The organism is Lactiplantibacillus sp. 7.2.4, assembly GCF_018991185.1.
Lineage (GTDB): Bacteria > Bacillota > Bacilli > Lactobacillales > Lactobacillaceae > Lactiplantibacillus > Lactiplantibacillus pentosus.
Window position 1 is genome coordinate 1 of record NZ_JAGYGS010000092.1, and the last position, 7,258, is coordinate 7,258.

Annotated in this window: 6 protein-coding genes; 1 reads left to right on the forward strand and 5 read right to left on the reverse strand. The window is 47.3% G+C overall.

Annotated features, from left to right (window positions below; genetic code table 11):
• Positions 1 to 135: 135 nt before the first annotated feature.
• Complete coding sequence (gene trpS / locus KGF70_RS15990; protein ID WP_050337758.1) at positions 136 to 1,152, reverse strand: tryptophan--tRNA ligase; 1,017 nt, start codon at positions 1,150 to 1,152, stop codon at positions 136 to 138.
• Positions 1,153 to 1,565: 413 nt separating this feature from the next.
• On the reverse strand, positions 1,566 to 2,342 hold the full coding sequence (locus KGF70_RS15995; RefSeq protein ID WP_088770107.1) for a carbon-nitrogen family hydrolase: 777 nt from the start codon (positions 2,340 to 2,342) through the stop codon (positions 1,566 to 1,568).
• Positions 2,343 to 2,567: 225 nt separating this feature from the next.
• On the opposite strand from KGF70_RS15995, the gene helD reads away from it, so the two are divergent.
• Complete coding sequence (helD, locus tag KGF70_RS16000; protein WP_216769549.1) at positions 2,568 to 4,877, forward strand: RNA polymerase recycling motor HelD; 2,310 nt, start codon at positions 2,568 to 2,570, stop codon at positions 4,875 to 4,877.
• A gap of 256 nt (positions 4,878 to 5,133) precedes the next feature.
• Here helD and KGF70_RS16005 read toward each other — a convergent pair whose 3' ends face one another.
• The 3 genes from KGF70_RS16005 to KGF70_RS16015 form a co-directional block, all read right to left on the reverse strand.
• Entirely contained in the window at positions 5,134 to 5,427 is a 294-nt protein-coding gene (locus KGF70_RS16005; RefSeq protein WP_216769547.1) for a HigA family addiction module antitoxin, read from the reverse strand.
• A gap of 13 nt (positions 5,428 to 5,440) precedes the next feature.
• Positions 5,441 to 5,656 carry a type II toxin-antitoxin system RelE/ParE family toxin gene (locus KGF70_RS16010; protein WP_301554468.1) on the reverse strand — a complete coding sequence of 72 codons (216 nt, stop codon included), beginning with the start codon at positions 5,654 to 5,656 and terminating at the stop codon, positions 5,441 to 5,443.
• Between the two features lie 520 nt (positions 5,657 to 6,176).
• Positions 6,177 to 6,845, reverse strand: a complete 669-nt coding sequence (locus KGF70_RS16015; protein WP_216769545.1) for a CPBP family intramembrane glutamic endopeptidase — start codon at positions 6,843 to 6,845, stop codon at positions 6,177 to 6,179.
• Positions 6,846 to 7,258 lie beyond the last annotated feature (413 nt).

Here is a 7,258-nt window from a genome sequence, read left to right on the forward strand (position 1 = left end):
GGTCGGATTAGGACGCATCTCCGGCTGACGAACAATAAGCCAACCAAGAATCCACCTCAACTTCCCGCACGCAAAAAAAGCGCCACCGACCAGTAAAGAACCAGTCAGCGGCGCCTCATCTATCAAAATAAGTGGTTAATCGAAATAGTTAATGCCAATGGCAGCTTGCATTTCACGCCACGTTTGGTCTGCGACCACGTTGGCTTTGGCAGTGCCATCTTTCAAAATCTGTAAGACTTGCGCTGGGTCGGCTTCATAAATGGCGCGGCGTTCCCGAATTGGCCGGAGTACGCCATCAAGCACGTCCATCAAGTAACGTTTGATTTTGACATCTCCAAGGCCACCGTGTTGGTATTGGGCCTTTAAGTCAGCGACCTTCGCCTTGTCTTCATCGAAAATATCGAGGTAAGTGAAGACGACGTTGCCTTCGACCTTACCGGGATCTTCAATATGGATGTGGTCTGGGTCGGTGTACATCGACATTACTTTCTGCTTCAACGTATCCGCGTCGTCAGAGAGGTAGATGGCATTGCCGAGTGATTTACTCATCTTGGCATTGCCATCGAGCCCTGGGATACGACCCAAGCCCTTTGGCGGGAAGTAGCCTTCAGGTTCGACCAGCGTGTCCGTTTGATAAGTTTTGTTGAAACTCCGGACGATTTCACGAGTTTGTTCCAACATCGGTTCTTGGTCATCGCCAACTGGAACCGTCGTGGCTTTAAACGCCGTAATATCAGCGGCTTGGCTAACTGGGTAGACGAAGAAGCCGGCTGGGACACTTTCGCCAAACGCCTTCTGCTTGATTTCCGTCTTAACGGTGGGATTACGGTTCAACCGCGCAACGGTGACCAGGTTGAGGTATTGGTTCATCATATCCGTCAACGCTGGGATTTGGGATTGGACCAGAATCGTTGACTTGTCTGGATCAATACCGACTGCCAGATAATCCATTGCGACTTGTAACAAACTCTTGCGAATCTTTTCAGGGTCATGCGCGTTATCCGTTAACGCCTGGTTATCCGCAATCATAATGTATGATTCGTAGTCGCCAGAGTTCTGTAAGGCGACCCGGTTACGCAATGAGCCGACATAGTGTCCAATATGCAGCTTACCGGTTGGCCGGTCCCCCGTTAAAATTACTTTTTTTGTCATGTTCGTTCTTCCTTTCTATTGGCACGAAAAAAGCGCCCAAATTAACTCATTATTCGTTAATTAGGACGCATCACCGTGGTACCACCTAAATTGCAGAGACTTGTCTCTACCACTCATTGACAGATAAGGGCGGCGGCCCCGGCGTTCACCGAATCTCCAAAAAGCCATTTCATTAGTCCCTTCTAGCTCTCAGCCTCAACTAGATCTCTGTCATTGGACGCCTTACTGTTCTTTTCTTCAACGATTAATTAAGTCTAGTGTACTGGTTCTACTGAACCGTGTCAAAAATAATTAAAACGGGGCCCCGACAAGTTGGGTCGACTCGAGCACTTGTAAAAAAGCACGCCACTTACAATTCGCAAGAACGGCCTAGCAAAACGCGCCTTGCCACTAATCATCATTGTGACTGCCGGTTAGTAAAGTTCCGGTCGGCGGTCTTCGAAGACGGGAATCTGGCCGCGAACGCGTTCGACTTGGGCCAAGTCCAAGGTCGCCGTAATCAACTGCGGATGGGCGCCACCAATCGCTAACAAATCCCCTAGTGGATCGATCACTAATGATTGCCCGCCAAACTGATTGTCTGGATCACTGCCGACCCGATTGACGGCAACGACAAACGCTTGGTTCTCAATCGCCCGCGCTTGGAGCAATAGCCGCCACTGCATCTGGCGTTGCGTTGGCCATTCGGCACTCACAAAAATCACCCGGGGGCCTTGCGCTGCTTGCTTGCGTAACCATTCTGGAAACCGGATATCGTAACAGATGACACCCATCGCCGCGACATCGTCCAATTCAAAAACATTTTCGGTCGCGCCAGCGGTAATATAGCGGTCTTCCGCCATTAAGCCAAACCGGTGGACCTTGTCATACTGACTCACGAGTTGACCGTGCCGATCGATGACCAGCATTTCATTATAATAATGACCGTCGCGTGCGACTGCGACCGAGCCGCCGACAATGTTGACGCGAAATTGGCGGGCCAACTTACTGAGTAATTGTCGCGTCCGCTGACCATCGTCATCCGCCACAACGTTTAGCCGCGTTAACGCATACCCCGTATTCCACATTTCTGGTAGCACGATCACATCTACCGTTTGTTCCGCTGCCCGTTGAATCGCGACTTCGACCTGCTGGTAATTCGCATCTGGATCGCCGAATTGAATATCAAGTTGTGCTAGTGCGACACGCATTTGCTCCACCTACTTTTATTAGAATGATTAAAAACATATTAGAATAAATAGGAATACATTGCAAGTTTCGCGTCAGTAATCGTTCGGCCGCCGAACAAGTTCTAACGCCGTGCATCCAACCGTAATTATTATGGTCTTTTGCAGGCGCTTTGATTGACATGCCTGCCAAACCCGCCTAGAATTGTTCAAGCGATTTAATGGATTTTAAGACGGGAGGCCCTCGACGTGGCAACATCAGATCAAGAACAACAACACGAGCAACAGCGGGTTGATCGAGTTATCGAGCAAGTTAAGGAACGGGCAAAACAGACCGACCACTTGTTGGAAAAGGCCCATCACGAAACTGATGTCATTCAGAAAAACTATGGTGATAATAATTCCGTCAACACGTTTGAAGTCGATGACCGTATCGAAACGAACGCGGAACTGCAACAACAAAAGCAAATGGTCGAACGAGCAGTCGAATCTGAAGCTATCTTGAAGCGGCAAGTCGGCGTGCTCAAGGACCTCAGTAATTCACCCTACTTCGGTCGGATCGATATTCAAGACAGCCCCGATGAGGACGCGGAACGCTTATATATCGGGACCGCCTCGTTTGTAGATGCTGAACAGAACTTCCTGGTCTACGACTGGCGCGCCCCGATTTCATCCGTCTACTACAATGGAACGCTCGGGCAGGTTCAGTATCAGACACCAGCCGGACAACAAACGACCGAACTGGTCAAAAAGCGTCAGTTTCAAATCAATCACGACGAAATCAAAAACATGTTCGATACCAACGAGACTGTCGGCGATGAAATCTTGCAGGCCGTCTTGGGTGAACAAAATGATGCGTATATGCAAAACATCGTCGCAACCATCCAGAAAGAACAAAATGATATTATTCGCGACACGACCAGCGACTTACTAGTGGTCCAAGGTGTCGCGGGCTCAGGGAAGACCTCGGCAATTCTGCAGCGCATCGCCTTTCTACTCTACCATTCTCGGGCGTCACTGGAAGCTGATCAAATGGTGCTCTTCTCACCGAACCGCTTATTCAGTCACTATATCTCTGAAGTGTTGCCTAGTCTCGGGGAGCGCAACATGCGGCAAGTGACCCTCGCAGAATTTCTCAGCGCCCGTTTTCAAGGCCTGACTGTCGAGAGCCTCTTCGAACGCTACGAAAGTGACCGGCAAAATACGCAATTGACGCCGGCCATTCGTGACTTCCAAGAAAGTGCCGACTTCATGCGCCAAGTCGATGACTACTGTCACCAGTTACCAGCCGACCAATTGCGCTTCACGAACATCGTCTTCAACGGCGAGGTGTTCTTCGCCAAAGAAGTGATTACCAAAATCGCGGCAGCTCTTCCTAAAGCGATGCAACCGGCTGACCGCTTCCTCGCCATCAAGAATACGCTGATCAAACGGTTAAAGCACCGCATCGATGACGAGGCTCAAGCCGACTGGGTCAACGATATTATCGACCAATTAAGCGACGAAGCCTATCACGACTTGCTGGGCAACAAGCGCCGCGGGGATTTCCAATCGCTCGACGATGAAGTCTTTTATATTGGTAAACAAATCGTGACCAAGCGGCTCCGACAAGTATACGACGCCATCTATAACGGCTATTTCTTAGACACTTATGAACAATATAATGATTTCTTAGCCCAAGTCGACCGGCCTAATGACATTCCCGCCGCACAGTGGGAGCAACGCATCAAGGCTTACCAAGCTGCCGTGGAATACCACCGCATTGCACTGGTCGACTGTGCGCCGCTGTTATTATTACGCGACGTTTTAACCGGTAGTGGTCAGAATCGGCGGATGCAGTACATCTTCGTCGATGAAATGCAAGATTATTCATTGGCTCAGTTGCTCTACATCAAGCACGCCTTTCCACTGGCTAAGTTCACCCTGTTAGGTGACAGTGAACAAGCCTTATTCAAAGGTATCGAGTTGCCGCAGCAATTGCTGGAACGACTCAAGGCGGCATTTAACGTGCGCCGAGCAAACTTGATTACCTTGAATAAAAGCTACCGTTCGACTGAACAGATCACGAACTTTGCCAAAGCGCTATTGCCCGATGGTGACCAGATCCAGGCGTTTACGCGTAAGGGTGACTTGCCAAAAGTCATGATTCGCTATGGTGAAGACGCAGCGCTTAGCAGTCTGCGTAGCGAAGTTGACCATCAACTTCAAACGACGCACACAGTCGCTGTCCTCACTAAGGACCTCGCGGAAAGCAAGCAAGTCTACCAATATCTGAAGCATCATACGGTGACAACGCTAATGACCGATAGCGACCGCACTATGCCGCAGGGGGTCATCGTCATGCCAATCTACCTGGCGAAGGGGCTAGAATTTGACGCGGTCGTTGCTTACGATGTCTCCGCGACTAATTACCCGGATGCTAATTCAATCGGGATTCTCTACACGATTGCGTCCCGCGCAATGCATCATTTGACGCTACTCAGCATCGGGGACGTCTCACCGCTGATTGCCCAACTGGACCCGACGCTATTTACCATTGAACATCAAGTACGCGTGTAACTTAGTAAAATTATGATACTCAAAAATGACATTTAACCGGCCCACTTGGCTGTGTTAAATGTCATTTTTTTACGTCTGACGACTATTGATTAGGTCACTGTGGATAGTGGGGCTTCACTTATATACGCTTATCCACCTGTGTATAACTAATAAGACTTTGTTTTATCCACAAGTGGGCATCTTAAGTGCAGCCGTATCCGGCAATTAGATAGTGCGCTGCGTCTATGACTGGTACTAGCGGCGGTCGCGGGTCAGATTAACTAACTTGATATTGTTTGATTTGCGCATAGGCCGCACTATTGCGTTGCTTTAGCTTACGTATTTCAATGGCATTTTGAATCGCTAGAAAATACTGGTCTGATACCCCGAAGAACCGGCCTAATCGCAATGCGGTATCTGCAGTAATTTGTCGACGGTCATGTAACAAATCTTGGATTCGTGAAGTAGGCACCCCAATCTGCTTGGCCAAAAAACACGCAGAAATCTGCAACGGCGCCATAAATTCTTCTTCAAGGATTTCACGAATCTTAGGTGTTGGCATCTCAGTCATAGCTTTTAATCTCCTACCCACGATGGTAATCTACAATCTCAACGTCATAAAACTCGTTGCCATTCTGAATCGTAAAGCAAATTCGATATTGGTTATTAATTCGAATACTGTACTGTCCCAGCCGATCCTGTGATAGCTTCTCCAAATGATTTGCGGGTGGCATTTTCAAACCCTTAATCATTTCAGCATGGTCAATCATTAGCAACTTACCTAGTGCCACGCGTTGCATGTTCCGTGGTTATGTTTAAACTGAAAAACTTTTAAGTAGGCTGATTCGTGCACGCCTTAATCCAATGAATTTAATTGTTCACTCAACCGTACCTTAGTCCAGATTGTACCTGTATTGCGACCATGTCTCAATTATAGTGTCATCTAGATTTCAATCACACTTCATTTACGACAAATAAAGGAACCCATCAGCCACTATCCAACCACAAGTTCTGATTATCCCCATTAACCTGAACTTTTCACCTTACCCAACGAATTATCCCCACTCAATGTTAATAACTACGCTGCCGTGAACCGATTGGCCGTCTCAACATCCGCCGAAACCAGCTATTGAATAAATATGCACCGCATTTACGCTCAATGAATAACTCAAAGCCGCGATTACATTGTCAACTAACCCAATCCCGCCAAGTTATCCCCTGTGGATAAATATTCTTTACTGTTTTATCCACATCTTAACCGACTGCAAACACTGACTGGCAATGGTCAATCTACCGAAATCCAGTTATTTCAGCTACCAACTATATTGCCACCAGATTGATAAGTGTGACCAGCCAATTAATCGTCATATGACTCAGTATGGGCACGCTCAAATTTTTAGTTTTGATCAATAACCACGAGCAACCGCATCCTACGACAAACATCCCCAATGTACTTCCCAGCTGATAGCCATGCCCCAAAGCAAATAATATATTCGTCAGTATGATAGCCAGAACGCCAGGTAATGCTTCACGCAAAACACTTTGAATCACACCTCGAAATAACAGTTCTTCAAGTACTGGACTCACGATATTGCTAGAGACTAGCGTTAGGATCCCCAGTGGACTACGGATCAACTGAACAATTTCATAGTTTTCTGACTCAGGTTGTTTCGAAAAGACCACGGCAATGACCATTTCAAGCAATACGAGGATGATTGCAACCACAATTGCTTTTACAGCCATCGATACTGTTATTTTTTTAACGCTCATATCCGCAAAATTGACTTTTTTATAAATTATGAGGACCACAATTCCCACAACTACGGTTAAGCCTATCAGGGCACCCCAATGTTGCCACACCTGAACGTCGCTCTGAGTCTCTCCCCACCAAGGCCAATAGCCATCTGCCAAAACAGGGACTTGAACTAACATAAAGAGCAATATCCCGATGAAGGCCTTCTTAATCCATCTTCCCGTCTTGATTAACATTCAACATTCTCCTCGCATCCTAAAACAGGCGTACCACATCGCGCCCATTCTTACGAACCATCCCAACCACTTTGACCTATAAATTCCATCATCACATCCATAGTCATCCGCACAACGTCAGAGTTCAAAGCATCCTCGACCTAGGAATCGGCCAATATCACTTTCATCTCACTCCCCAAAAGTGGCTAATGGCTGAAACTTTATCGATTATAGATAAAATTGTAACTCACCTGTCACTGTTTCTAACAAAAAAATAGTAACGTAGCATTATGCCAGTTAATCGTCATTAAAAACTGATGCCGCTAAATGAGAACTGCTTGCGATCGAGACATACTAGTGCACGAATCGTGATGCTTAGACACAATCAACCTTGCCAAGAAAAGCCACTTTTTTCAGTTAAATTGAGCAGGCTA